The sequence below is a fragment of the Haloarchaeobius baliensis genome (genome assembly GCF_052060055.1).
GTDB classification, from domain to species: domain Archaea; phylum Halobacteriota; class Halobacteria; order Halobacteriales; family Natrialbaceae; genus Haloarchaeobius; species Haloarchaeobius baliensis.
Genome location: NZ_JBPPFR010000001.1, coordinates 1,121,231 through 1,145,485, shown reverse-complemented (window position 1 = coordinate 1,145,485; position 24,255 = coordinate 1,121,231). Strand labels below are relative to the sequence as shown.

Annotated in this window: 19 protein-coding genes; 9 read left to right on the top strand and 10 right to left on the bottom strand. The window is 69.8% G+C overall.

Annotated features, from left to right (window positions below):
• Both ACSG06_RS05905 and ACSG06_RS05900 read right to left on the bottom strand, forming a co-directional pair.
• Positions 1–1,974 carry an endonuclease/exonuclease/phosphatase family protein gene (locus tag ACSG06_RS05905; protein ID WP_440989339.1) on the bottom strand — a complete coding sequence of 658 codons (1,974 nt, stop codon included), beginning with the start codon at positions 1,972–1,974 and terminating at the stop codon, positions 1–3.
• Positions 1,975–2,106: 132 nt separating this feature from the next.
• Positions 2,107–2,940: a hypothetical protein gene (locus ACSG06_RS05900; protein ID WP_440989338.1), complete on the bottom strand. Its 834-nt coding sequence runs from the start codon at positions 2,938–2,940 to the stop codon at positions 2,107–2,109.
• A gap of 136 nt (positions 2,941–3,076) precedes the next feature.
• Here ACSG06_RS05900 and ACSG06_RS05895 point away from each other — a divergent pair, with 136 nt between their 5' ends.
• The gene (locus ACSG06_RS05895; RefSeq protein WP_440989337.1) at positions 3,077–3,739 is read left to right on the top strand and encodes a glycerophosphodiester phosphodiesterase; all 663 of its coding nucleotides are present in this window, start codon (positions 3,077–3,079) and stop codon (positions 3,737–3,739) included.
• Here the strand turns inward: ACSG06_RS05895 and ACSG06_RS05890 are convergent.
• Positions 3,736–5,193: a DASH family cryptochrome gene (locus tag ACSG06_RS05890; protein WP_440989336.1), complete on the bottom strand. Its 1,458-nt coding sequence runs from the start codon at positions 5,191–5,193 to the stop codon at positions 3,736–3,738. The two genes, ACSG06_RS05895 and ACSG06_RS05890, sit on opposite strands and share 4 nt — an antisense overlap.
• A 45-nt stretch (positions 5,194–5,238) precedes the next feature.
• Positions 5,239–5,634 (bottom strand): secondary thiamine-phosphate synthase enzyme YjbQ, encoded by a 396-nt coding sequence (locus tag ACSG06_RS05885; RefSeq protein ID WP_440989335.1) that lies wholly within the window; start codon positions 5,632–5,634, stop codon positions 5,239–5,241.
• 72 nt (positions 5,635–5,706) lie between these two features.
• On the opposite strand from ACSG06_RS05885, the gene ACSG06_RS05880 reads away from it, so the two are divergent.
• Entirely contained in the window at positions 5,707–7,101 is a 1,395-nt protein-coding gene (locus ACSG06_RS05880; protein WP_440989334.1) for a DUF7827 domain-containing protein, read from the top strand.
• Between the two features lie 15 nt (positions 7,102–7,116).
• Here ACSG06_RS05880 and ACSG06_RS05875 read toward each other — a convergent pair whose 3' ends face one another.
• Genes ACSG06_RS05875 through ACSG06_RS05860 form a run of 4 tightly spaced genes read right to left on the bottom strand, consistent with a single transcriptional unit; the run spans position 7,117 to position 14,774 of the window.
• Positions 7,117–9,120 (bottom strand): SpoVR family protein, encoded by a 2,004-nt coding sequence (locus tag ACSG06_RS05875; protein WP_440989333.1) that lies wholly within the window; start codon positions 9,118–9,120, stop codon positions 7,117–7,119.
• Positions 9,113–10,423, bottom strand: a complete 1,311-nt coding sequence (locus ACSG06_RS05870) for a YeaH/YhbH family protein (RefSeq protein ID WP_440989332.1) — start codon at positions 10,421–10,423, stop codon at positions 9,113–9,115. The genes ACSG06_RS05875 and ACSG06_RS05870 overlap by 8 nt, the downstream gene beginning before the upstream one ends.
• Positions 10,414–12,702: a PrkA family serine protein kinase gene (locus tag ACSG06_RS05865; RefSeq protein WP_440989331.1), complete on the bottom strand. Its 2,289-nt coding sequence runs from the start codon at positions 12,700–12,702 to the stop codon at positions 10,414–10,416. Before ACSG06_RS05865 ends, ACSG06_RS05870 begins: the two co-directional genes overlap by 10 nt.
• The gene (locus ACSG06_RS05860) at positions 12,702–14,774 is read right to left on the bottom strand and encodes a PrkA family serine protein kinase (protein WP_440989330.1); all 2,073 of its coding nucleotides are present in this window, start codon (positions 14,772–14,774) and stop codon (positions 12,702–12,704) included. The genes ACSG06_RS05865 and ACSG06_RS05860 overlap by 1 nt, the downstream gene beginning before the upstream one ends.
• A 997-nt stretch (positions 14,775–15,771) precedes the next feature.
• Here ACSG06_RS05860 and ACSG06_RS05855 point away from each other — a divergent pair.
• From ACSG06_RS05855 to ACSG06_RS05840, 4 genes are all read left to right on the top strand, one after another.
• Positions 15,772–16,170, top strand: a complete 399-nt coding sequence (locus ACSG06_RS05855) for a DUF5820 family protein (protein WP_440989329.1) — start codon at positions 15,772–15,774, stop codon at positions 16,168–16,170.
• A gap of 25 nt (positions 16,171–16,195) precedes the next feature.
• Positions 16,196–16,648 (top strand): UPF0179 family protein, encoded by a 453-nt coding sequence (locus tag ACSG06_RS05850; protein ID WP_440989328.1) that lies wholly within the window; start codon positions 16,196–16,198, stop codon positions 16,646–16,648.
• The gene (locus ACSG06_RS05845; RefSeq protein WP_440989327.1) at positions 16,645–17,526 is read left to right on the top strand and encodes a hypothetical protein; all 882 of its coding nucleotides are present in this window, start codon (positions 16,645–16,647) and stop codon (positions 17,524–17,526) included. Before ACSG06_RS05850 ends, ACSG06_RS05845 begins: the two co-directional genes overlap by 4 nt.
• 128 nt (positions 17,527–17,654) lie before the next feature.
• Positions 17,655–20,693: a G8 domain-containing protein gene (locus ACSG06_RS05840; protein WP_440989326.1), complete on the top strand. Its 3,039-nt coding sequence runs from the start codon at positions 17,655–17,657 to the stop codon at positions 20,691–20,693.
• 33 nt (positions 20,694–20,726) lie between these two features.
• On the opposite strand, the gene ACSG06_RS05835 is transcribed toward ACSG06_RS05840, so the two are convergent.
• Positions 20,727–21,509: a M14 family metallopeptidase gene (locus ACSG06_RS05835; RefSeq protein ID WP_440989325.1), complete on the bottom strand. Its 783-nt coding sequence runs from the start codon at positions 21,507–21,509 to the stop codon at positions 20,727–20,729.
• 132 nt (positions 21,510–21,641) lie between these two features.
• On the opposite strand from ACSG06_RS05835, the gene ACSG06_RS05830 reads away from it, so the two are divergent.
• Positions 21,642–22,364: a helix-turn-helix domain-containing protein gene (locus ACSG06_RS05830; RefSeq protein ID WP_440989324.1), complete on the top strand. Its 723-nt coding sequence runs from the start codon at positions 21,642–21,644 to the stop codon at positions 22,362–22,364.
• A gap of 93 nt (positions 22,365–22,457) precedes the next feature.
• Here the strand turns inward: ACSG06_RS05830 and ACSG06_RS05825 are convergent, their stop codons facing one another.
• Positions 22,458–23,474: an Acg family FMN-binding oxidoreductase gene (locus tag ACSG06_RS05825; protein ID WP_440989323.1), complete on the bottom strand. Its 1,017-nt coding sequence runs from the start codon at positions 23,472–23,474 to the stop codon at positions 22,458–22,460.
• A gap of 127 nt (positions 23,475–23,601) precedes the next feature.
• Between ACSG06_RS05825 and ACSG06_RS05820 the strand changes: the two genes are divergently transcribed.
• A complete protein-coding gene (locus ACSG06_RS05820) occupies positions 23,602–23,784 on the top strand; it encodes a hypothetical protein (protein ID WP_440989322.1) in 183 nt (60 codons plus the stop codon).
• Between the two features lie 26 nt (positions 23,785–23,810).
• The gene (locus ACSG06_RS05815; protein ID WP_440989321.1) at positions 23,811–24,245 is read left to right on the top strand and encodes a cytidine/deoxycytidylate deaminase family protein; all 435 of its coding nucleotides are present in this window, start codon (positions 23,811–23,813) and stop codon (positions 24,243–24,245) included.
• The last annotated feature ends 10 nt before the right edge of the window (positions 24,246–24,255 follow it).

Here is a 24,255-nt window from a genome sequence, read left to right as displayed (position 1 = left end):
TCAGACGGACTGGTCGGGGTCTTCAAGTACGGCGGACACCGCCCGGTGGTCGGAGGCGTCCCAGTCACCGTGGGTCGCCGCCGACCGGACCGCCCATCCCGAACCGGTCCAGACGTGGTCGATGCGCTCGACGGGAGCGTCGGCGGGGTAGGTGCCGCCGTCGGCGGGCGACCGGGCGTCCGCCGCGACCCAGGCGTCGGTGAACGCCTCTGCGAGCAGCCGGTACGCCGGGTCGTCGCCGGGCGTCACGTTGAGATCGCCGAGGAGGACCGTCCGCGGGTCGTCGCCCGCCAGTTCGACCACGCGTCGTGCCTGCTCCCCCTGCACCGCGACCGCGGCGGGGTCGCCGCCCTGCTGGGTCTGGAGGTGGGTGCAGACGACGGGGACGTCGCCGGCCGGCGTCGCGACGACCGACCGCATCGCCAGCCGACGGGGCGAGTCGTGCGTCGGCAGCGAGACGACCTCGCTCTCGCGGATCGGCCACGCCGACAGCAGCGCGACCCCGTAGCTCGCGGCGCTCGTCGGTGCACCGTAGTCGTGGTGGTAGCCCAGCTCGTCCGCCAGCCAGCGCACGCCGTCGACGGTGCCCGATGTGAGCCGGTTGCCCTCTGACTCCTGGAGCCCGACGATGTCGGCGTCGGTCTCGCGGAGCACCCGCGCCACGGCGGCGAGGTTGTAGTCGCCGTCGGGCGCGAGGAACTGGTGGACGTTGTACGTCGCGACCGTCAGGGGACGCGCCCCCGCGTCGGCCGCGCCACGGCGGTCCGGGAGAGCCACCGAGCCGAGCCCCGCGAGCCCGCCGCCGACGGCCAGCATCGCTGCGCGTCGGTCACCGTCGACGGGCGACAGGGACGCGACGCCGGCTCCGACGGGCCCCGGGTTGCCGCCCGTCGTGGCATCCCCGGCCGACGTGGCGCGACCCGCCAGCCAGCCCGTCAGCGACACCGCCGCCGGGAGCGTCGCACAGAGCCCGAGGAGGAACAGCCCGCTCCGGCCGCGCGTCAGCGAGTCCAGCGGTGCGGGCATGTACGCCCAGTTGAGCGACGAGACGAACAGGAACAGCAGGACGACGGCGAGCAGCTGCGATGCGGCCGCCGGCCGCCAGCGCCAGGGTGACGACCGGGCGTCGGCGACGCCACGCGCCAGCAGCCCGACGGCACAGCCCTGTGCGACGCCGACCGCGGTCCCCGCTGTCAGGCCGACCCAGAGCAGGTCCGCGACGGCGAGGAGGAAGCCGACCGCGAGCACCGGCAGGGTCACGCGGGCCGGCGGGCCGCGGAGCGCGACGACCCCACCCGCGAGGGCGAGGCCGAGTGCCGCCGAGACGGTCGCCGTCGTCGGACTCGTCAGGCCCCACGTCGCCACCGCACCGGGTGCACCGAGGAACGCCGCCTCCACGAACAGGAACAGCGCGAGCGGCCCCGTGTCGGCGTCGAACGCGGGGGAAGAGTCCGTGCGGCGGGCCAGGACCAGCCAGCCCGCCGCGACGCCGAGGGCCAGCCCGAACAGCACCGCACGGCCCGCCGTCGTCGCGGCGAGAGACGCGCCGTGGCGCAGCGACCGGAGGGCAACGAGCGCGAGCAGTCCGAGGGTCGCACCGGTCGCGACCGCGCCCGGCCTGCGGGCGACCACGGCGACGAGCAGCACGAACGCGAGGGCGGCTGTCGCGCTGGCGGCGACGACACCGGGGACCGGCCCCGCAAGCAGCGCGACGGCCAGTAGCACGGGACTGCAGAGGGCACACCCGTTCAGCACACGTGTCCGGGACCGGTCGGGGAGCACCGTCGCGAGGCCGACGGCTGGGGCACTCACGAGCAGGACGGCGAGGACAGCCGTCGCGTTGGGGCCGGCCGTGCTGAAGTTCAGCAGGTAGAGCCGCGAGACCGCCTGTTCGAACCCAGCGATGGCGACGACCACGACCGCGGCGACGACGAGTGCCGGGAGCGTGGTCGAACGGCCGGGCGACTCCGTCATCGTCCAGACCAACCGTCCCGAGCAGGAAAGCGGTTCGGCCGTCGTGAGACGTGTCGTTAAACCGGGCGACAGGCAGCCCGGGAGTCCCACGTCGTCGGCGTCCGCCGGTCGGGCCGGTTCGGACGGCGGGAGCTACGTCGGGTCCGGCGACTCGTAGTCCGGCGCGGTCAGGGTGTTCGAGAGGTTGGAGCGGCGCTGCCAGCCGATGCCGGCGCCGCCGGCCTCGGGCGGGTTCCGGCGCTGGTTGGCGAACGTCTCCATATCGATCTCGATGGACGCGCCCGGTTCGAGCTGGTCGAGCTCGATCATCACGAACGAGGTGTGGAGCGCGCGGTTGTGGTCGCGCCACTCGTAGCTCGCGGAGTTCCAGTTGTCCCACCAGCCCCCGATGTCGTCGGCGAACTCGACGGCCTCCTGGATGTAGTTCTTCGTGTCGAGGAGCGGCCCGACCGGGTCGGGGACGACCTCGTCGGCGAGGCTGATGACGTACTCGGCCGTGTCGACCCCGAACTCCACCGTCTCCCAGAAGAGGTCGTCGTTCTCGTCGTGGTTGTGGCCACCGATCCAGTCGTCGTTGCCGCTCTCGGGGTACTCGACGTGCTGGTCCTGTGACTCCCGCCAGTTGAACTTGGTCTTCTTGTAGCCGACGAGGGGTGCGAGGTCGTCCGTGTCGTCGTACGTACAGACCGTGGTCGAGAGGGCGCTGAGGTACACGCTCCACTCGCCGAACGGTGCCGGCTGGGCCGGCGAGAAGGAGTACGTGAGGTTCTCCTCGAACGTCGCCGACTGGTTGTCGAGTTCGTTGTAGGCGTCGTAGGACTGCCAGCCGGAGTGCCACGTGCCCTCCGTCGAGTCGTCCGCGTAGGTGCTCGCCGCGGACGCGGAACTCACCGCGGCCGTGCCCAGCGCGGCGGTTCCGAGTGTGATTCCTCCCAGACTCTTGAGGTAGGTTCGTCTGTTTCGCATGCGACTGGACGAACCGAGGCCGGTGGTAAAAGTCTTCTGCTAATGGTGATTACTATCGGCAATTTACCTCTCCGGAGACGACCGCGCCCGACCGGTCGACGAAACGCGTAAACTCGCTCGGAGCGACGAGACGCGTGTGCGACTCATCGCCCACCGCGGGTTCGCCGACGAGGCCCCCGAGAACACGCTGGCCGCGCTCGACCACGCCGCCAGCAGCGGTGCCGACGTGATGGAGCTCGACGTGCGTCGGTGTGCCAGCGGCGAGGTCGTCGTCCACCACGACGAGACGGTCGACCGGGTCACGGACGGGGCGGGCCGGGTCGCCGACCTCACCCGCGACGAACTCGCGGCTCTCGACGTGCTGGGCAGCGGCGAGGGCGTCCCGACGCTCGCCGAGGTCCTCGACGCGGTTCCGGGCTCCCTCGGACTCAACGTCGAGTGCAAGGAGGTCGGCGTCGCCGCCGACGTCGCCGAGACGCTGGCCGCCCACGACGGCGACGCGATGCTCTCCTCGTTCCACCAGGATGCCCTGGCAGCGGCCCGGGACGCCGCGCCCTCGGTACCGACCGCGTTCCTCACCGACAGTCTCCGGAACCGCCCGGTGAAGACCGCGACCGAGCTCGACTGCGACTACGTCCACCCGCACTACTTCCTCCCGCTGCTCTCGAAGCTCGTCCCCCGGGCACACGACGCCGGCATCGAGGTGAACGTCTGGACGATCCGGTCGCCGGCCATCGTCCGGCTGCTCGGCCTCCGGGGCGTCGACGGCATCGTCAGCGACCGCAGCGACGTGCTCTAGGACATCGCGTCGTAGCGGTCGCCGAGCGCAGGAATCGGCCGCGGGTAGTCCACGCCGAGCTCGACGCCGGCGTCGACCAGCGCCCCGCTCGGGGCGGTCCACGGCTCCCGGGTGTACCCGGGGTCGACCGCCGCGAGGTCCGCGAGTTCGGGACACCAGCGCGCGACGAAACCCGCGTCGGGGTCGTACCGCTCGCCCTGGCTCAGCACGTCGAACGCGCGGTCCCGCGAGTCGTTGCCCACGCCGGCGATGTACGCCCAGTTGCCGTAGTTCGACGCCGGGTCGTAGTCCACCAGCAGGGTCTCGAAGTGGGCCGCCCCGCGCCGCCAGTCCAGCCGCAGGTCGTTCGCCAGCAGCGACGCCGCGTTCTGGCGCGCCCGGTTCGAGGTGTAGCCCGTCGCCGCCAGCTCGCGCATCGCCGCGTCGACGAACGGGACGCCCGTCTCGCCGGCTGCCCACCGCTGGAACACCCGCTCGTCCCAGCGCCAGTCGATGTCCGTGCGGTTCCGGATACCCTCCCGTCGGAACTGCTGGCCGCCGTGTTTCAGGAACTGGAACTGGAAGAAGTCGCGCCAGCGCAGCTCGAACAGGAGCCAGTACGTCGAATCGTTGGCGACGCGTTCGGCCTCGTAGCGGTCCACCTCGTCCGCGACGAACCGGGGCGAGAGACAGCCCGCGGCGAGCCACGGCGAGAACTTCGCCGAGTAGTCCGCGCCGACGAGCCCGTTCCTGGTCTCCCTGTACTCGCGCAGGTGGTCGCCCGTCCAGACGTACTCCTCGACCCGTTCGAGGGCGCGCGTCTCGCCGCCGTGGAGGGGGAGCACGCCGCGCTCGTCGGCCGACTGCTCGGGGGCGCTGCCGAGCGGGTCGGGGAGCTCGCCGGCGTCCGGCGCGTCGTCGGGGAGCGGCGGGAGGTCGGGCACACCGACCGGTTCGCGAACCTCGCTCTCGGCCTCGACGCGCCGCCGGAACGGCGTGAACGTGTCGTCGATGACGGTCGGCTGCACCGGCAGGTCGTCGGGATGGTGCAGGGTGTGCGTCCAGTGAGTCCGGCGGGCGACGTCCTCGGCGGCGAGGGCGTCACCCACGGCCGCCCCGGTCTGGCGCTCCTCGGTCGTCGGGAGGGTCTGCTCGTGGACGGCGTCGGCGCCGACCTCGCTGGCGAGTTCGGGCAGTACGTCCTCGGGGTGGCCCCGCCGAACGAGCAGGTCGCTCCCGTGCCCGCGGAGTCGGTCCCGGAGGTCGCCCAGACTCTCGCGCAGGAACCGGGCGCGGTGGCCGCCGAGCCGCTGGTACCGGAAGGAGTCGGGCCCACCGTACTCGCGCTCGCCGACGCGACGCGGGTCGACGACGAAGACGGGCAGCAGGCGGTCGGCCTCGCTCGCGGCGACGAGCGTCGGGTTGTCGTGGAGCCGCAGGTCCCGGCGGAACCGGACGATGGCGGTGCTGGTCACGGTCTAGCTGGGTGCCGGGCGACCTTGAACGGGGGACGCGACTGGTTACCCCTCGACAACGCAGACCTCGACGGTCCGCCGACGCGGGCCGTCGCACTCGACGAGCAGTACCGACCCCCAGGTGCCGAGTTCCGGCTCGCCGCCCTCGACCGGCGTGGAGACGTCCCGCCCGACGAGGGTCGCACGCAGGTGCGAGTCGGCGTTGTCGTCGATCTCGTCGTGCCGCCAGCCGTCGTCCGGGACCACGTCGCCGAGGAATGCCTCGATGTCGTCGCGGAGGCGCGGCTCGCCCTCCTGTACGACGATCCCCGCCGTCGTGTGTCCGGTCGCGACGGTGCAGAGCCCGGTCGCGTCGTCCGGGATGGCCGCCCGGACCCGCTCGGTCACGTCGACGGTGGTCAGGCGCTCGTCCGTCTCGACCGTGAACTGCTCGCGGTGCATGGGTGGCGGTTCGTGGGCCGACAACGAGAACCTTCTTGACGGGGTAGGATGAGGTGAGTGGTAACACGACAGATGGCACGGGGGCACACGTTCGCCTGCCTCTGCCTGCTCGCCGTCGCGGTGGTGGCGACGGCTGGTGTGGCGGGCACGGCGGCGGCAGCCGACGGTACGGGGGGCGACACGGGGAGCGACAGCGTCTGGACCCCGGCGCAGGACGAGGGCTGGTCCGTGCCGAACGGGACCGACGAACAGCCCGGCGACGTGGTGCGGATCCCGGTCGGACTCGCGGGCAACGAGACCACGGCGACGGTGGTCATCGAGAACGAGAGCCTCGACTACCGGCTCGTCGTCCGGGTCGCCGACGAGAACCGCGACGGCGTCGTCGTCCTGCGCTGGAACACCTACCACGCCGGCTTCGTGGGAGGCGACGCCGTCGCGAACCGGACCGTCGCCGTCGACCAGCCCGACCGGGTGCTCGACGCACGGCGGACGACGCCGCAGCGCGAGACCCGCCTCGCCGAGGGACGGTACGCCGTCTCGGTCCGACACGACGGGAGCGTGGTCGCCGAGGACGTCGTCGTCGTCGAGTCGGACCCGCTCCGGCGCTCGTCCATCACCGTCCTGGAGGGCCCGCCGCTGTCCGACGTGTCGGCCGCGTTCGCACGCTCCGGTATCAGCGGCACCATCGAACGGGACGAGTGGCTGTTCGTGCTCGTCGAGCGCCAGAGCATCCACGGCTACGTGGACGATGTCGACGACCTCACCGGCAACGGCACCGACGGCGTCAGCTTCCGCATCACGCGGGGCAGCGACGGTCCCGCCGTCGACCTCTCGAACGCGACGTTCCTCCACCTCCCGGAGTACGACGAGTTCGTCGTCGGTATCCCGCCGAACGCCACGGTGTTCGAGCCCGACACCAGCTACGTCGCCCGGTTCGTCGTGAACCGGTCGAACCCCTACGCCGGCGGCGGGGACGTCGCCTCGGCGACCGAGTTCCGCGTCCTGCCCGCCGGCGCACAGCCGGACCGCGCCGTGCTCGAGGTCGTCGACGTCGAGGCACCCGACACCGTCATCGAGGGCCGGGACGCGACCTTCGCGGTGAGCGTCGTCAACAGCGGCGAGCGCGAGGGCACCGCGACTGTCGTCGTCAGCATGGAGGACACGAACGTCACCCGCGAGGTGACCGTCGGCCCGCGCTCGCAGGGGACCGTCGAGGTGGCGTTCGACACCAGCCCGCTGACCGAGGGGACGACCCGGTGGGACGTCAGCATCGCGGGCGGTGCACGGACCGTCAGCGGCGAGCTGGAGGTGCGGCTGACGAACGACACCATCCAGGAGGACCCGACGCTGGTACCCGGTCCCCGACGGACCCAGGACGGTGGGCAACCGGGGTTCGGCGCGCTCGCGGCGCTCGTCGGGCTTTGTATCGGCATCGGCGGCCGGGTGCTCGCGGGCCGTCGAGGATAGGGGTCCGAGGCGGGCTCAGGCGAGCCAGTCCTCGGGCTTGGTGTCGTAGTCCACGTCGTCGGCCGCGAGGTGTTCGACCTCCTCCCACGGGACGTCCTGCTCGTCGAACGACTCCCCGTCGTAGCGGATGAGTCGACCCTGCTCCTTCGGCTCCGGCTCGCGGTTCCGCCGGCGGGCGACCTCGCGGTCGTGGTCCGACACCTCCTTGACGACGGTGAGGAGGTTCACGGGGCGGCCCCACAGCTCGAACACGCGTTCGAGGGTCTGTTTGGCCTGCCGGACGTCGAGCATGACGCCGTTGTACTCGTGGCCGAGCAACAGCTCGTTGCGGTTGTTGTAGTTGCCGTCGTACACCGCGATGGTCGGCTTGCCGAAGTTCGTGAACTGGAGCAGCAGCTTCTTCTTCACGTCCGCGGCGTCCTGACTGGCGACGCGGTACTGTCCGGTCGCCTGCGAGTACTCGTAGGTGAAGTACCCGTTCTCGTCGATGAACTCCTGGCTCAGGAACTCGTCGACGAACGTCACGTCGTTGTGGCTCCGGCGGACCTCGCGCATCCGGTCCCAGCCCGCCGCGTAGTCCACGTCGGCGATGGCCTCCTCGACGCTGTCGTACACCTGGTCGTCGAACAGGTAGCGCCCGATGCGCTCCAGCTCCGACTGGCTCACCCGTTCGAGGAAGCCACGGTGGGGCCGCCGGACGAGCGAGTAGTGCCGCCGGCACATCCCCTCGTAGGAGAGCACCTTCCAGGGGTACCGGTCGACGTCGATCTCGCCCGCGAGTGCCCGGTCGAGCGCCTCGCGGTCGAGGTACTCGTCGGGCAGCTCCGCGAGCGCATCCAGCGAGTCCGCGTCGATGCTCCCGAGCGCGGCGGGCGGCTGCAGCAGCTCGCGGATCGCCGCGAAGTCGACGCTGTCCTTGAGGTTCCGCCACGTGATGCCCTTCACCCGGAGCAGCTTGTCGAGCACCTCGCGTCGGTTGGTCGTGTTCTCGACGTACTGCCAGAGCTCCTTGCCGAGGCTGTACGGGTTGAGCCCGGGCGAGCCGAGCACCGCCGACATGTGGTCGGCGTAGTTGAGGAACTCGTCGTCGCCGGCGAAGCCCTCGTCGGTCATCATCCGGGACTCCCAGATGCTCGCCCAGCCCTCGTTCATGATCTTCGTCATCTTCTGGGGGGCGAAGTAGTACGCCTCCTCCCGCATCATGTCCAGCACGTCGCGCTGCCACGGCTCCATGTCGGTCGCCTTCTCGGCGTCCCGGTCGTACTGCTTGCCGTGGGTCCGGAGGAACGCGATGACGTCCTTCTGTGGCTCCTCGGGGAACGTCGCCGGCGGCTCGTCGCCTTCCAGCGCGTCGAGCCACTCGTCGTCGAACACCTCGCGGCGGACCTCCTCGGAGAGTTCGAGGTCGCCCAGCCGGTCGGCGATGTCCTCCGGGTCCAGCTCCTCGGGGTCGTCGACGACCGTGCTCACCGCCTGGTACGGACGATGCTGGTCGATGTTGTCCTCCAGCGTGAGCACGTTGTCGATCCACTTCTCGACCGCGGCGCGCTCGATCTCGGGGTCCTGCATGTACTCCGAGATGGCCCGGGCGTGGCGTTCGAGCATCGCCGCCGCGTTCGGCGTGCCCTCCGCGAACAGCTGGAACCAGTCGTTGTTCGCGAAGAAGTCCGAGTGGGCCTCGACGTGCGTGATGACGGCCTTCTGGTCGGCCAGCGTGTTCGACTCCTGCAGGAACGCGTGGGCGGGGTCGTCGTTGTTGACGATCTCGAACGCCTTCCCGCCGCTGTACTGGCCCTGCTTCTGCTGGCGGTCGTACTGCATCCCCCAGCGCCAGTGCGGGTAGCGGTGCTGGAAGCCGCCGTAGGCGATGAGCTCGTTCATCTCGTCGTAGTCGACGACCCAGTAGTTCACCTCGTACGGCGAGAGCCCGAACTTCTCGGCGAGGTTCCGGGCCTCCACGACGTGCTCCTGCAGGTCGTCGGCGATGCGCTGCTTCTCGAGTCTGTCTGGATTACTCATCGGAATCACCCTCCGTGGAGAGGATGGTGTAGATGGCGTCGGTGACGTCCTCCGGCCCCGTGACGTACGCGACGGCCACGTCGTCGCTACCGGCGAAGTGGTTCTCCACCTCCTCGGCGTGGGTCGCGTTGATGGCGGTGCCGGTCGGCTGGGTCTCCACGTAGGCGTGGAGGTTCGCCGGGATCTCCTCCATCAGGGGGATGACCCGCTCCTCGGTGTCGTTGCTGGAGTTCTCGGAGTCGCCGGCCGCGAACACGTACCGGTTCCACTCGCTGAACGGGTACGCCTCGAGCAGCAGGGCGGCGAGCTCGTACGCGCTCGATATCTTCGTCCCGCCGCCCGAGCGGATGCCGAAGAACTCCTCGCGCTCGACCTCCCAGGCGTCGGCGTCGTGGGCGATGTAGATGAACTCGGCGTTGTCGTACTTCCCGGTGAGGTACCAGTCGAGCGGCGTGAACACGCGCTCGACGAGTTCGCGCTTCTTCTCGCGCATCGAGCCGCTCACGTCGCGGATGTTGACGACGACGACGTTCTTCTCGCGCTCCTCGATGATCTCCGGGTGGCGGTAGCGCTCGTCCTCGCGCCGGAACGGCACGTGCTTGATGCCCTCCCGGCGGATCTTCTCGGTGACGGTCTGGCGCTCGACGTTCTCCTCGACCTCCTCCAGCGATGCCCACTTCGTGCGCTCCTCGCGGGGGATCTCCTCGTAGGCGTCGTCGAGCCACGCCATCGAGACGGGGAGGCTCTCGCCGCGGGCCCACTCGAACGCCTTCCGCGGGCCCCAGCCGTCGATCTTCAGCACCTCCCGCAGGAACTCCTCGTCGAAGTCCATCGAGAGCTTGCGCTTCAGCCCCTCTTTGAACATCCGCTCGAAGTCGAGCGTCGAGTCCGGACCACTCCGGGTGATGTCCGTGAATGGACCCTCCTTCTCCTCGATGACGCGCTTGCCCTTCGGTTCGAGGTCGAGCCCGAGCTCCTCGTCGAGCTCCTGTGCGAACTCCTCGGGGTCCATCTCGTAGTACTCGTGCTCGCCGCCCTCCTCGCCGGGGTCGCCCTCGTCGCCCTCGCCGGGCTGTGGCTGGGGCTGGCCGACGGGGTCGCCGACGTCGGCGTCGCCCTGGCCGACGCCGCCCTGGTCGCGGCGGTCGTACTCGAAGCTCGGGAGGTCGACGATCTTGATCGGTATCTTCACCTGGTCCGCGCCGCTGCGGCCCAGCTCGCCGTACTGGATGAACTCCTTCAGGTCCTCGCGGCGCTGTTCGCCGACCTCGCGGAACCGGTCGAGGTCGTCCTTCAGTCCCATCTGTATGCCACCTGTCCCATGACGTGTCTGCTGGTCAGTTCGGCCGACGCCTCGGAGTAGCCCTGCAGGTCGACCATCGCCGCGATGGTCTTCGCCTTGAGGTCGGCGGTCTCGGTGCCACTCGGCGGGTCGTCCCACTGGCTCGGCTCGAAGTCCTCGTAGGTGCGACGCACGTCGTCCCAGTCGTTGGACTCCAGCACCGCGCGGACGACCGGGATTGCGGCGAGGTCGACGTCCTCGATGGCGAAGTCCTCGTCGCGGTGCTCCCACGCGTGGCGGTTCAGCGCCGTGATGATCTTCTCGCGGCGGAAGTCGGCGACGGCGTCGCTGGGGTCGTCGCCCTCGTACTCGGACTCGTCGAACCGGCCGAGGTGCTCGACCTCGAACACCTTCATCTTCAGCGGGTCGGGCTCCTCGCGCTCGCCGCGGTCGTTGACGATCGGCTCGTCGGTCTCCCACGCGTAGACGTGCTCGACGTACTCGGCGACCGTCGCCTCGTCGACGGTGCTGTCGTGGAGCATCGCGTCGACGACGTCCTGCTCCTGGGCGTCGAACACGTGGTTCTTCACCTGGGCGACGCGGGACTCGAACTCGGTGCGCTCGCCGGTCGAGAACACCGGTGCGTCGACGAGGTGCTCCACCATCGCGTTCAGCACGTCACGCGGCATGAGCACGTCCTCGACGGGCAGGTCCGGGTGGTGGCGGTCGGTGTCCTCGTGGAGCAGGTCCGCGAGCACGTCCCGGGTGTAGGTCACGGGGATGCCGTGGGTGCCGTCCTTCGGGTCCTCCGCGAACTCGAACTCCTCGGCGTCCCGCCGGGTGTCGCCCTCCTGCAGGTAGCCCCGGTCGAAGAGGATGGCCTTGTCGACGAGGTCGAGCCCCGTCGGCAGGTCCTCGTCGTCGAGCCGGGTGACGACGCTGTACAGCGCCGCCGCCTCGATCGCGTGCGGGGCGAACTCCCGGTCGGTCAGCTCGTCCGTGCCGCGCTTGACCGACAGCGTCACCGGCTGCCGGATGTTCGCGGCGAGGTCGTCGTAGGACTCGGCGGTCCACACCGACGTCTCACCCGTCAGCTCCCGCCGGATGAGCTCGGTCTCCAGCGAGAGGTTCGTCAGGTAGGTGAACTCGTGCTTGTCGAGCCGTCGCTTGAGCGCCTTCAGCGGGTCCATCCCCTGTCGCTCCGCGTGCTGGTTCAGCGTCGCCTCCAGGTCGGGGTTCGAGATGATGACGAGCTGCGTGTCGACGTCCATCCCGATGCCCTTGTCGAGCTTGACGGTGCCCTCGTCCGGCACGTTCAGCAGCTTCTGGAGCAGGTCGGCGTGCTGTGCGGCGTCCTCGACGACCGTCAGCAGGCCGTTGCCCTGCGAGAGCACGCCGTCGTAGCTGAACGCCTGCGGGTTCTTCCGCCCGCGGGAGTCCAGCTTCTGGAGCATCCCGCGCATCCAGGAACCGACGAGGCGCTCCTTCGGCGAGCCGTCGTCCTCGCTGTGGAGGACGCCGATGCCCTGGCCCACGTCGACGACGTAGTTCTTCACGCGGAGGTGCCGACTGTCCGCGATGGCCGAGAACAGGTCCTCCCGGCCCGCCCGCCGGTAGCGCTCCTCCAGGTAGTCGTACGCCTCGCGGCTGAACGGGTCGAGTCGCTCCTCGACGCGGACGGGGACGTCGGAGTCGACGCGGTCGTTCATCTCCGCGAGCAGGTCCGTCCGGACCGACTCGGGGAACACCGACAGCGGGTGGGCCTGCACGGGTGACTCGTACCAGTCGCTCTCGTCCTCGCCGCCGAGGTCGTCGCCGTAGCTCAGGCCGCGGCTGCTGCCCTCGGCTGCCGCGACGTTCCACTCGACCGTGTAGCGCCGCCCCGCCGCAGTCTTCGAGTACTCGCGGAGCCCGTTGACGAGACAGCGCTTCAGCTCGGACTTCCCCGTGGCGGTCGGCCCGCCGAACCAGAGGATCTTCTCGTGCTTGCCACGGCCGGCGGCGATGGACCGCAGGTCGTCGACGAACGAGTTGAGCACCTCGGTGTTGCCGAGCACCGCGTGCTGGCCGTCGTTGTACGGGTCGTCGAAGAACCGGTAGCGCTCCTTCTCCTCGCCCTCCTCGACGACGGTCCGGGTCCCGGCCGCCTCGATGGCCTGGAGCAGGTACTTCGAGGCGTGGCTGGCGATGGAGGGCTGCTCGAACGCCCGGTCGACGTACTCGGCGAGGGTCATCGGTGCCTCGTACGTGTCCTCGAGCGCGCGGTCGCCGGCCGTGACGTAGTCGTCTCCGGTGCTCATCAGTCTTCCATCTCTGCCTTGGCGACCTCGGCGCCGGCGAACTCGAGCACTTCCGTCGCGCCGTCGCGCGAGTAGCCCTGCTCGATGAGCGCGTCGACCCAGGCGTTGCGCTCGTCGTCGTCGGTCTCGTTGGCGCTGACGAGGGCGCTGAAGTTGATGTTGTGCTTCTTGTCCTCCCAGAGCTTGCGTTCGAGGGCCCGGCGCAGGCGCTCGTTGTCCTGCGGGTTGAAGGTGTCACCCTCGCGTGCGCGCCGGCTGACCCAGTTCGAGACCTCCTGTCTGAAGTCCTCCTTGCGGTCCTCGGGGATGTCGAGGTTCTCCTCGATGGAGCGCATGAACTTCTCGTCGGGGTCCTGGTCGCGGCCGGTGATGTCGTCCTCGATGGTGTCGTCGTCGATGTAGGCCATGACGTGGTCCATGTACTTCTCGCCCTGGCGCTGGATCTCGTCGACGTCGTACGCCAGCGCGTGGCGGACGTCCTCGATGGCGCGAGCCTTGTACTCCTCGCGGACGAGCTCGAGGTAGCGGTAGTACGTCTCGAAGTTCTCCTCGGGGATGGAGCCGTGGTGCTCCAGGTTGCCCTCGAAGAAGTTGAACACCGTCAGCGGCGAGAGGAACCCGCGCGTGCGGTGCTTGGAGTCCATGATGGCCTCGGCGATCTCGTCGCCGATGAACCGGGGCGAGACGCCCTCCATGCCCTCGCCGATCTCGGCCTTCGCCTCGGCCTCGTCGCGGAGCTTCTTGACGTCGATGTCGTCGCCGTCGTCGATCTCCCCGTTGTAGGCCTTGGCCTTCTGTATCATCTCGACCGTCTCGGTGTCGGGCTCCTCGATGCGGGTGAGCACGGCGAACAGGCCCGCCATCTCCAGCGTGTGGGGCTCGACGTCGATGTCCGGCACGTCGGCGTTGTTCAGCATCTTCCGGTAGATGTCGGCCTCCTCCTCGTAGCCGAGGACGTACGGGAAGTCGATGCGCTTCGTGCGGTCGTTGAACGCCTCCATCTTCTCGTCGCCCTTCTTGTCCTTGTACTCGGGCATGTTCGTCCGCCCGACGATGACCTGGTCGATGTCGATCCGGGGGTTGTTCTTCGGCTTGATGGTCATCTCCTGGGTGGCGTGCAGGAAGTCGTAGAGGAACTCCCGCTGGAGCTTCAGCAGCTCCTCGCCGGAGAAGATGCCCCGGTTCGCGTTGCAGAACGCCCCGGAGTAGTCGAACGAGCGCGGGTCGCTCTCGCCGTAGATGGCGATCTTGGAGTAGTTGACGTCGCCGGTCAGCTCCGTCTCGTCCTGGTTCTTCTTGTCCTTCGGCTCGAACGTCTCCAGGCACTGGCGCTTGTTCTCGTCGGCGGTCAACCGGATGACCTCGACGTGATTCTGGAGGACGGTCTCGAGGTCGTCGTCGTACTCCTCGAGCAGCCGGTCCATGTAGAACTCCGACTCGGGGTCGAGGCTCTGCTCGTTGCGGATGGTGTACGGCGCGTCGTGCACCTCGTTGATGTCGTCGAGGACGGCCTGGCGTTGTCGCTTCGGGAGGAGGACGAGCGGGTCCTGGTTCATCGGCGACCGGACGACGTCGTCGGCGGGGTCCTGGTCGCGGACCACGTCACAGAGGTTGGTCCACCGGAACGTGTACATCCGGCCGTCGTCGCGCAGGGTGTAGTCCTCGAAGTACTGCCGGACCATCCGGTCGAAGTGCGACTTCCCCGACCCGACCGGGCCGAGCAGCAGCTTGATGCGGCGCTCCGGCCCCAGTCCGCGCGCCCCGGATTTCACCTTGTTGACGAACTCGTGGATGGACTGGTGGATGACGTTCCCGTAGAACGTGTTCTCCCCGTCGTTGAGGGGGTCCTCCGTCGCCAGTTTGTACTTGACGATGCCCTCGCGTTCGTCGTACTCGGTGCCGTAGAAGTCGAACATATCGGCGACGCGTTGGTGCGCGTTCCGTGCGACGAGCGGGTCCTCGTACACCTCGTCGAGGTACCACTCGAAGGGCTTGGTCTCCCGCAGGTCGGCCGGTATCGACTCCTTGTAGTCGGTGCTCAGTTCCGCCAGTGATTCTCTGGTGTCGGTCATGCTATCATGGGTATCTCGTCGGGACCGGCGACTCGCGCGTCGGGCGGCCGAACGCGCTCGTGCTTCGCCGTCGGTCCAGCACGTGCTCGGTCATCCCTGCCCCGACCGGCCCGTCCGGTCGCGTCGGTGTCGTCGGCGCGCCCGCCCTGGCCGCGCCCCATCCGTCCGGACGTTCGTCGTGACATATGTGAACTCGTGACACTACCGTGCGCGTGACGGCCACTCGACGGTGTTCGGGACCGCAGGGCCACCACCACCAGTAGTGCGGGGGATACCGAGTGGTATCCCTAGGTCAGATGCGGACGCGCATAAGTTTGACCCCAACAAATATTTAGCTGGACGAAAACTCACTTTAAAGGAATCGGTTTGTTCTCGTCGGAGGGTGGCTCCGCTACCCGCTGTTCGCGGCCCGTGGAGCGGACATTTATATACCTGGCCGGTCGTTCCACTCGATTGACACGGTGGAACCCCGAGCACGGTCGGCACCGGGCAGCATCACCACTGCGAACAGGGGCGACGAGGTAGCAGCCACCTACCGACCGCATCGGTCGGGCACCCCGGAAGCAGGGCCGTCCCGTGCAACGTCGGATATATCCGAGCTTACGCCGGTCCAGACGACCGTACCGTCCGTGCAGTCGGCAGGTTCGGGTCGTCAGCTGGCCGCTGGTGCAGTCGGCGTCTCGACGTTCCTTCGGTGTTCGCCGCGGCAGGGACGGTCGCGACCGCGAGAGATGTCGTGCCCCCAAGAGATATCTACCAGAACTCGAACTACAGTTTAAACGAGTCGGTTCACTTGCGTGCCAGCGTGAGGGACACCCCCCGCCCTGCCGCCACTCGCCGAACCTATTTAAATACTACCGGCGCCACAACCGCTGAAGCGCCCGTTCGTGGCTGCCTGAGGGATGCGTTTCGGTTTCGGCCACGGAGACCGGGCGACGGCGAATGACCCACACCGCAGACCGGGAGCCATTAACCGTGCCGCCACCTACCCGCGGCCATGAGCGACTTCGCCGACCTGCCCGAGGGGTGGGTCGTCTGGAACGAGGAGCCCGACGGGCGCTGCATCCTCGCCTACCGGCCCGACGTGTTCGACTCGACCGAGTTCCCGGCGCCGTGTCTGCCGACGCTGTACCTCACGCGCGGCCGCCGGAACCACCGGCGGCCCGGCGTCTCCCACGAGGACGCCGTCTCCGGCGACTGGTTCGTCACCCTCTCCCTCGAGCCGGAGGTGGAGCTCCAGGAGACACATCGGTACGAGAGCCGCGAGGCGGGCGTGGCGGGCACCGTCGAGCTCGCCCGCCGCTTCGCCGACGGCGAGATCGACCCGGACGACGTGTACCAGGTGCCGCGCGAGGACTACATCGCGAAGCTCCACGAGCTGACGGGACAGTCTTAACCGGGTGCCTCGCGTACGCCGCGACATGTCGAAGGTCACGCTCATCGGGGCACGGCTCGCCGACCCCGGTGCGGAGTTCGTCTACGAGGGCGAGGCGAGCGCCTGCGAGGGCTGTCCATACCGCAGCCAGTGTCTGAACCTCACCGACGGCGTGAAGTACCAGGTGACGGACGTGCGCCAGAACGCCCAGACGCTGGACTGTGCGGTCCACGACGAGGGGGTCCGCGCCGTGGAGGTCGAGGCCATCGGCGTCCGGGCGAACGTCCCCTCGCGGCAGGCCTACGCCGGGAGCAAGGTCGAGCTCGCCGGTCCCTGCCCGCACACGGACTGCCCGAGCCACGAGCTCTGCGAACCCGACGGGGCGGACCTGGATTCGGAGCACCGCATCGCCGAGGTCGTCGGCGACCCGCCCCACGAGTACTGCCACCTCGACCGCGACCTGACGATGGTCGAGTTCGCGCCCGAAGAGGACATATGAGCGAGGAACCCGACGACGAGCCCGCGGCGAACGTGGACGGGGACCGCACCGAGCCGGCGGACGGGGACCGCACCGAGCCGACGGACGGGGATGCCGGAGAGAACAGCGTCACCGCCCGGCTCGAGACCCAGGACGCGACTCCAGCCGAGGACGTGCTCGCGGCCGGGCTGTCGCCGCTGCTCTCGCTCGGCTCGCAGGCTGCCGGTGCGCTCGGGCTGCCCGAGCCGACCGTCCTCGCGGACGACGTGCTGAGCCACCCGCCCGAGGAGCGGTTCCGAACCTCGGCGAGCCGGTACGCCGACCGGTTCGACGTCCCGCTGCTCGCACCCGACGGACTGTCCGACGCCGGCGAAGACCTGCCGGTCGACGACCCGCTCGGGACCGCCGTCGAGACGGTCGTCCGGAACGCCGGCCGCTGGCAGGGCCAGCTGCTCGCCCAGCTCGTGTACGAGCCCGACGACCCGGAGCCGTACCTCGCGCTCGCGGTGCTGCTCGAACGGCTGGAGCGCGCCGCGGTCGGTGCGAAGGCGGCCCACGAGACCGACGCCGACACGGCGCACCTGCTCTCGACCAGCCTCGCCGTCCTCGCCCGCCTCGTCTCGCTCGTCGAGTCCGACGGGGGCGTCGACGACGACACGTACCGCGACGCGGTGCTCGCGAGCTACCACGTCGAGCTCGCCACCGGCGGCGAGCCCCGGTTCGACCCCGACGGGCGGACCGACGCCGAGTGCCACCGTATCGTCCGGCTTCAGGGCGCGTTGCTCGCGTTCGACACGTTCGACCGACCGGCCGACGAGGTCGCGGCACTGACCGGCGTCGGCCCGGAGGCGATCCTCGCGGCCATCGGCCGTCGCGACACCGCGGATAGCAGTGCCTGAAGGCAGGACAGCGACGCATCGGCCACCGGGAGCGCCGGTCACGAACGGCGCTGGTCAACGGTGACGCACATTTATTATACACTGGGTTCTCCCGTGGAACAGACCGGTGACCCCACGGAGGGCTTTGCATGTCAGGGAAACACGACGGCGGCGGTGTCGAGGGCGGCGCGTCGGAGGGTGATGGCTCCGGCGTCTCCGTCCCGACGGAACAGCTCCGCGAACGACGCGACGAACTGCAGGAACGCGCCCCGAGCCGACGGGCCGTACTCGGGACGCTCGGGGCCGGCGCACTCGGCATCGGCCTCGGGCACTGGGGCATCCCCGCGCTCTCGGACGTGGTCGGCGGCGTCGAGGTGCCGGCCGCCAGCGGGAGCGCCAGTCCGCCGGGTCATCACGACCCCGGCAACGTACTCGCGCTCGTCCCCGAGTCCGAGGTGACCCACCGCGCGAGCCGTGACGGCCGCTGGGACGACCCAGGGACGTGGGGCGGGTCCGTGCCGGACGACTTCGCACGGGCGCAGATCCCCGACGACGTGACCGTCACGCTGTCGGGTGCCTCGACCGGGCGGCTGAAGACGCTCCGGGTCGACGGCGCGCTGGCGTTCGACCCCCGCGAGGACTCGCACCTGCGCGTCGAGACGCTCGTGACGACGCCGGAGAGCGTCCTCCAGATCGGCCGCGAGGGCCGGCCCGTCGGCCGCCGCGGACAGGCTCGCGTGACGTTCGCCGACCTCGGCCCCATCGACGAGGACTGGGACCCCGAGCGCCTGAGCACCGGCCTGCTCGCGCTCGGCGAGGTCCGCGTCCACGGCGCGGAGAAGACGACCTGGACCGAACTCGCCAGCCACCCGACGAGCGGGGCGACGACGCTGGAACTCGACGGTGCCCCGACGAACTGGGACGAGGGCGACCGCCTCGTCGTCCCCGGGATGAACCCCGGCGCGAACGAGGACGAGGAGCTGTTCGTCACCGGCATCGACGGGAGCCGGGTGAGCGTCGACCGGCGCCTCGACTTCGACCACGTCCCGCCGGCCGACGACCTGCCGAGCTACGTGCTCAACCTGGACCGGACGATCAGGTTCGAGTCCGAGAGCCAGGACGTCCCGCGGCGCGGCCACGTGATGTTCATGTCCCAGGCCGTCGAGGTGCGCTACGCCGCCTTCGAGGGCCTCGGCCGGACCGACAAGTCCTACGCGTTCACGGACCCCCAGCACGGGAACCCGCCGGAGGACGTGCCGCCGAACCCCCGCGCCCGGTACGCGCTGCACTTCCACGAGACGGGCATCGACACCGACACCGCCCAGACGGTCGAAGGCGTCGCAGTCGACGGCAGTCCGGGCTGGGGCGTCGTCAACCACCACAGCTACGTCGACGTCACGGACTCCGTCACCCACGACGTCTTCGGCGCGGGCTTCGTCGCCGAGGCGGGCAACGAGCGCGGCTCGTTCGTCGGCAACTTCGCGCTCCGCTCGGAGGGCAGCGGCGACCTGCCGGACTCGCGTGACTTCGACTCCAGCAGGGACGAGCACGACCCCGGCGACGTGGACGACTTCGGCCACGGCGGCCACGGCTTCTGGTTCCAGGGGCCCGCGCTCACCGTCGAGGAGAACGTCGCGGCGGGGCACCGCCACCACGGGTTCGTCTTCTGGAACCGGCCGCTCGTCGACCGCGAACTCCGCCCCGGCGAGGAGATCGACCGCATCCGGGGGACGGTCGCGAACTTCCCGCTGGAGCACGTTGACGAGGACCGGATGCCGTTCCTCGTCGACTCGGACCACGTCTACGACGGCAAGGTCTCCTCGGCGTACGTCCCGCTCAAGTCGGTCCGGAACAACACCACCTTCGCCTCGGGGGGCGGGATGGACCTCTCGCGCCACCAGTTCGGCTGGAGCCACGAGCGCTACGCCGACTACAGCGTCGTCGAGGGGTTCACGGCGTTCAACGTCGGCCCGCTGGTGCGCTCGTGGGGCCACGTCGCCGCACCGGACCACGGCAACGCCGAGGGCGGCAACAACGGCATCAGCGTCCGGTACAGCCACAACCTCCGGGTGAAGGACGCCCGGCTGGTCTGGGGACGCGGACGCGAGGCCACCGAGGCCGTCGTCGACGACGAACAGGCGGACGAGCACCCCGAACGGCTGGAGAGCGTCGGCATCAACCGCAACACTCCGTACCCGTTCCACGTCGTCTTCGAGGGCTGTGAGGTCGAGGGCTTCACCACCGGCGCGAAGCCGCTCCCCCGGGGCGTCACCGTCTACCGGGACTGCCGGTTCGACAACGACCGGGACGTCAGCGTCGAGGACGGCCACCACTGGCCAGCCCGGCGAATCAAGCTGGAGAACTGCACTTTCGCGGGCGACGGCGAGGCCCTCTCGGTCGGCCTGGACGAGCCGGACGACCGCGGCGCACAGGAGGTGTTCGCGGACAACGGCGGGGTTGTCCTCGACGGCCGGCAGGTGTACTACGACGCACAGGCACCCGACCACGTCCCCATCCCCGACGGCGAGATGGCCGACCAGCTCGGGCGTGGCGACCTCTCGGAGCTGTTCGGCACCGACGCAAGCAACCTCGTCGGAAAGACGAACCGCGAGCTGTACGCGGAGTACGGGCGCGCCGTGAAGGGCCACCCGGTCCCCGACCACGCGAGCCGCGACGAACGCGTCGCCGGCGGCTACGTCGGGGGCGACCCGACCGGAGCCGAGGCGTGGTTCGACGCCGAGAACGCCGACGTCTCCGAGCCGTTCCGCGTCCGCGAGGACCCCAGCGCGGCGACCGGGCGCTACGTGGTCGCGGAGGGCGTCGACGCCTCGGGTGAACCGCCGAGCGAGGGGCTCCTGACCTACGAGTTCGAGGTCGACGCGGGCCGGTACCGCGTCTGGAGCCGCGCGCTCGGGCCGTCCGGCGAGGACGACTCGTTCTGGCTCCGCGTCGACGACGGCGACTGGATCCGCTGGGGCGGCGTCGGCGGTCGGCGCAGCTGGGCGTGGGAGCGTGCCCCCGAGCCCGACACCGAGGACTGGCACGACCGGCGACTGTTCGACCTCGACTCGGGCCAGCACACGCTCACCGTCGGCTTCCGCGAGGACGGCGCACGGCTCGACCGGCTGTTCGTCGGGCCGGACGGCCGCACGCCGATCGGGCTGGGACGTGGACTGCCGGAGGAGTGAGTTCGGGCCGAACCGCGCTCCGTCTCGCCCGTCTCAGCCGACGGTGCCGACCATGTCCGCCGCGTAGCCGAACACGTCCTCGTAGCCGTGCGACGACATGAGCACCGGGTAGAACTGCTCGTCGGCGACGACCGCCTCGCCCTCGACGGCGGCGTACGTCTCGCCCGCGTCGACGCGTTCGAAGTTCTCGACGAACACCTCGTACTCGTTCGCGGTTCGCTTCGGGATGCGCCGGTCGAGCCGGAACAGCGGGGTGGCCCTGTCGGGTGCGACGCCCGGCAGCACGCCCGTCGCCGTCAGGAACGAGAGCACGAGCAGGAAGCCGTTCGCCGCCGCGTCCGTGCTGCCCTGCAGCCCGCACTCTACCTCGATGGTGTCCGGAACGGCCTTGAAGATGCGTCCTTCGACGAACCGTCCCGTCTCGACGACCGAGGCGACCGGCAGTCGCGGGCAGACCTCGCGGGCGAAGTCGTCGACCCCGTCGACCACCGCGAACGGCTCGGCGTGGGACTGCGTGGAGTGCAGCGCCAGCGTCCGACAGCCCTCTATCTCGTGGGCCAGGTCGTACGCGAGCCGCTTCTCGTGTGTCTCGCCGTCCGGGTAGCCCGGGAACGCCCGGTTCAGGTCCTCCTCGACGTACCGGACCCCACGCTCTGCGGCCGCCTCGTTCGCGACGACCAGTTTCACCGGTCGACGCACATCGGGGGCGTCCCGCAGCAGTCGCTCGATGGCACGGATACCGCAGGGTTCGTCGCCGTGGATGCCGCCGACGACGGCGACCTCGGCGCGACCCTCCCCCAGCTTCGTCACCTGCATTCATCACGGTTCAGGGGTCGGGGGGAGTAAAACCGTTCGAACCTCTCGGCGCGGGTTCGACCCGTCCCGACCATGGTCGGCCGGGGTCTGTTAGGGCGACACACACAAGACGCTGCAGAGGCTGAAAGACCTATGGCGTTGGCCGACCAGACACCGGGAACGAGACTGACGTTGGAACTGTGGCACCCGAACTGCTGGGCGATCGAGGCGACGAACCGACGAAACGGAGGCGTCCTCGCCCACGCGATCTACGACTCGCCCCGAGCCGACGCACGACCGGCCAACACCGTCAACGGACTGTTCACCGCCTACGGCTCGACCGAACGCGAGGTCGAGCGACTGCTCGACGCCATCCGCGAGACCGACCACGCCGGCGAGGTCCAGGAGCTCCAGCAGCGCTTCGGGCGGGCCCGGAACGCACCGGGCAACGTCGTCCGCGAGTTCTTCCTCGAGTACAACCCGAACGACATGGTCTGCCCGACGCTCCTCCAGCACGGCTTCGTCCACAGCGCGCCGGTCCGCATCGAGGACGGCCGCGAGGAGTGGCAGGTCGGCTTCGCCGGCGAGCGCACCGAGATACAGGACCAGCTCGACGGCGTCCGCCAGGAGGCCGACGCCGAGGTGACGGTCTCCTCGATCACCTCGTCGGACTCCGGGACCAAGTCGCCACGCGAGCAGCGCCTCGACACGCTCACCGCCGCACAGCGCGAGGTGTTCGAGCACGCCCGCGAGGCCGGCTACTTCGAGTGGCCACGCGGCACCTCGACCCGCGAGCTCGCCGACGACATGGACATCTCCAAGACGACGCTGCTGGAGCACCTGCGCAAGGCCGAGGCGAAGCTGCTGGACCCGTAACGGCCGGGACGACCGGCCGACCCGCGGACCCGTTCCTCACCGATGGCTCACGACCGCGAGCCGTGGGGCTGGCCGCGCCCGGAAGCACCGCCGTCACAGCAGTACGTCATCGACCGGCCGACGGGGCGTACGGGTCGAGTCCGGTTCGGCGTACCCGAGCCGGAAGAGGTGCACCGGTGTCTCGTCCCCGAGTCCGAGCAGCCCCGCCAGTTCGGTTCGGAGGTCGTCGAGCTCCAGTATCTGACTCATCGGGTGGACCGCCAGCCCCTCGCCCGTGGCGGCGAGCGAGAGACGCTCGAACAGCCGGCCCGCCGCCAGCAGTGACGGTTCGTCGACGGTCGCGACGGTCAGAACGGCGACGACCGGCGCACTCGTGACGAGCTTCGAGTTCTTCCGACCCTCCCGCTCGCCGATATCCAGGTGGCTGACCGCCAGCTGGCCGACGCGGGCCGTCAGCCAGCTCGCACCGAGAGCGCCGGTTCCGATCCAGTGACCCAGCTCCGTCCGGTACGCGGGGTCGTCGAACTGTCGCTCGTCTGCCCGGGTCTGCAGCGTCGCGATCTCCGCCCGGCGCGCCGGGTCGGTGACCAGCTCGAGTCCGAGCCCGGAAGCGGTCGCGTACTCCCGGAACGTCTCGAGGACCGACCCGGGGACGGGCCGGTCGTCGAACGGCTGGTGGTTCGTCCGCCGGGCCCCGATGGCGTCGAACAGGGCCGTCTCCCCCGCCCCCTCGTCGACCGACGCAGTCGCTGCGAGCCCGACGGTCGCGACGTGCCGGAGGTCGGGCCCCGGAGACGGTGGCGACTCCTCGAACGGCCCGTACTCGACCGTCGGGTCGAGGCCGAACCGCCGGGCTGCGAGGACCAGGTTCTCCACTGCACAGCCGACGCTCAGGAGCAGTTCCCGTCCGTCCGGGTCGGCGACGTCCAGCCGTCTGGACTCGTCCGCGTACACCAGTATCGACCCGTCCGCGACCGCGAACGCCCACGGCTGCGAGTTGTGGCTCGACGGCGCCAGGATCGCGTACCGCAGGAGGAACGTCGCCTGTGCCGGCAGGGAGTCGGCAGCCGGGAACTCGGCCGGGTCTGGTGGTGTTCGGGTATCGGGCATGGCTCGATCGAGGATACGTGAGGGAGCTACATAACTGCGGATTGCGGTTCCCGACAGCCGGGGATGGACGCAGTGTCCACCGGCTGACGAACACGCGACGGGCCCCCTCGACTACGACGGCTCGGCGATGACGGACGGTGCCGACATGGACCCGGAAGGTGGCGTCGACGGCGCCGGTCATCACGAGCGACCGGACGACGAAATCGCGCTCGCTCAGCGGTTCCCCAGCATGGTCCGTCGGGAGACCGAGGGGTTCGTGACCGAGCACGAGGCGGGGAGCCCGGAGACAGCACAGCAGTCCGAAACGTAGAAGCATAACGAACGGCCTGCACGGGTATGGAGTCCTCACCGCTCTCCGCCGCCGACGAAGCCCTCATCGAGGAGACCGTCGAAAGGAATCGAGGGACGTTCGACCCCGAGTTCTTCGACGGTGCCCACATCGTCACCGCCGGACTCAGAACGACCGACGGCGAGGTCTACTTCGGTGCGAGCCTGCCGGCCGCAGTCGGCCGCGCGTCGATGTGCGGCGAACCCGTCGCCGTCGGCTCGGCCATCGCGGACGGTTACCGGCACGACGAGCTGGAGACGTGTGTCGCCGTCGCGTATCCGATGGACCACCACGACGCCGACGAGGCACGCGTGATTCCGCCGTGCGGTGCCTGCCGCGAGCTGCTGGCGGACTACAACGAGGAGATGCGGATCATCGTCCCGCACGACGGCGAGACCAGGGTCGCACGCGCAATCGACCTGCTCCCGACGCGGACCTGGTGAGGGAACGGTC

Excerpts from the sequence above, each read along its gene's own strand:
- ACSG06_RS05830 (WP_440989324.1), top strand. The coding sequence starts at position 21,642 with ATGGCGTTGGCCGACCAGACACCGGGAACGAGACTGACGTTGGAACTG.
- ACSG06_RS05845 (WP_440989327.1), top strand. The coding sequence starts at position 16,645 with ATGAGCGAGGAACCCGACGACGAGCCCGCGGCGAACGTGGACGGGGAC.
- ACSG06_RS05875 (WP_440989333.1), bottom strand. The coding sequence starts at position 9,120 with ATGAGTAATCCAGACAGACTCGAGAAGCAGCGCATCGCCGACGACCTG.
- ACSG06_RS05820 (WP_440989322.1), top strand. The coding sequence starts at position 23,602 with ATGACGGACGGTGCCGACATGGACCCGGAAGGTGGCGTCGACGGCGCC.
- ACSG06_RS05860 (WP_440989330.1), bottom strand. The coding sequence starts at position 14,774 with ATGACCGACACCAGAGAATCACTGGCGGAACTGAGCACCGACTACAAG.
- ACSG06_RS05865 (WP_440989331.1), bottom strand. The coding sequence starts at position 12,702 with ATGAGCACCGGAGACGACTACGTCACGGCCGGCGACCGCGCGCTCGAG.
- ACSG06_RS05880 (WP_440989334.1), top strand. The coding sequence starts at position 5,707 with ATGGCACGGGGGCACACGTTCGCCTGCCTCTGCCTGCTCGCCGTCGCG.
- ACSG06_RS05900 (WP_440989338.1), bottom strand. The coding sequence starts at position 2,940 with ATGCGAAACAGACGAACCTACCTCAAGAGTCTGGGAGGAATCACACTC.
- ACSG06_RS05835 (WP_440989325.1), bottom strand. The coding sequence starts at position 21,509 with ATGCAGGTGACGAAGCTGGGGGAGGGTCGCGCCGAGGTCGCCGTCGTC.
- ACSG06_RS05825 (WP_440989323.1), bottom strand. The coding sequence starts at position 23,474 with ATGCCCGATACCCGAACACCACCAGACCCGGCCGAGTTCCCGGCTGCC.
- ACSG06_RS05885 (WP_440989335.1), bottom strand. The coding sequence starts at position 5,634 with ATGCACCGCGAGCAGTTCACGGTCGAGACGGACGAGCGCCTGACCACC.
- ACSG06_RS05815 (WP_440989321.1), top strand. The coding sequence starts at position 23,811 with ATGGAGTCCTCACCGCTCTCCGCCGCCGACGAAGCCCTCATCGAGGAG.
- ACSG06_RS05850 (WP_440989328.1), top strand. The coding sequence starts at position 16,196 with ATGTCGAAGGTCACGCTCATCGGGGCACGGCTCGCCGACCCCGGTGCG.
- ACSG06_RS05905 (WP_440989339.1), bottom strand. The coding sequence starts at position 1,974 with ATGACGGAGTCGCCCGGCCGTTCGACCACGCTCCCGGCACTCGTCGTC.
- ACSG06_RS05855 (WP_440989329.1), top strand. The coding sequence starts at position 15,772 with ATGAGCGACTTCGCCGACCTGCCCGAGGGGTGGGTCGTCTGGAACGAG.
- ACSG06_RS05840 (WP_440989326.1), top strand. The coding sequence starts at position 17,655 with ATGTCAGGGAAACACGACGGCGGCGGTGTCGAGGGCGGCGCGTCGGAG.
- ACSG06_RS05870 (WP_440989332.1), bottom strand. The coding sequence starts at position 10,423 with ATGGGACTGAAGGACGACCTCGACCGGTTCCGCGAGGTCGGCGAACAG.